Annotated in this window: 1 protein-coding gene; it reads left to right on the plus strand. The window is 40.5% G+C overall.

All coding sequences use genetic code 11. The features are described 5' to 3' along the window. Positions 1-886 (plus strand): non-hydrolyzing UDP-N-acetylglucosamine 2-epimerase (gene wecB, locus FC57_RS10390; RefSeq protein WP_007127153.1); only part of this gene is annotated, 886 nt, incomplete at both ends.

Below are 886 nucleotides of genomic sequence, written 5' to 3' on the forward strand. Positions count from 1 at the left end.
CGCTTGTCTTAAAATTAAAAAAAGACGATCGCTTCGATGAAGTAACCGTCGTTTCAGCTCAGCACAGAGAAATGCTGGATCAGGTGTTGGATATTTTTAAGATTAAACCTGATTATGATTTTAATATTATGCACAAAAATCAAACTTTGGAAGAGATTACTTCTAAAGTTATGATTGATTTGTCCAAGGTAATCAAAGAAGAAAAGCCGGATATCGTTTTGGTTCATGGCGATACCACAACTAGTTTTGCGGCAGCTTTAGCCACATTTTATCAACAGACTACGCTGGGTCATGTTGAGGCAGGACTGCGTACCTGGAATAAGTATTCGCCATATCCAGAAGAAATGAACCGGCAGATGACGGATGATTTGACTGATTTGTATTTTGCACCAACTGAATTATCTAAGAAAAATTTGCTTAAGGAAAATCACAAGGCAGACAATATTTTTGTTACGGGTAATACTGCTATTGATGCTTTGGAACAAACTGTACAAAAAGATTATCACCATGCGGTAATGGATGATATTACGCCAGGCAACAAAGTGATTTTGGTAACTATGCACCGGCGTGAAAATCAGGGTGAGCCAATGCGCCGCGTCTTCAAGGTCATGCGCCAGGTAATTGACTCGCATCCCGATGTAGAAATCATTTATCCAGTTCACTTATCACCAAGAGTACAAAAGGTTGCTAATGAAGTTTTAGGTGGCGATCCACGGATTCACTTGATCGAGCCATTAGATGTGGTAGATTTCCATAATTTAGCTAAGAGAAGCTACTTTATCATGACTGATTCTGGCGGTGTCCAGGAAGAGGCACCTAGTTTGGGTAAACCGGTACTTGTACTTAGAGATACAACTGAACGACCAGAAGGCGTTAAGGCCGGTAC

Origin of the sequence: Lactobacillus ultunensis DSM 16047, from assembly GCF_001436305.1 — a bacterium.
GTDB classification, from domain to species: domain Bacteria; phylum Bacillota; class Bacilli; order Lactobacillales; family Lactobacillaceae; genus Lactobacillus; species Lactobacillus ultunensis.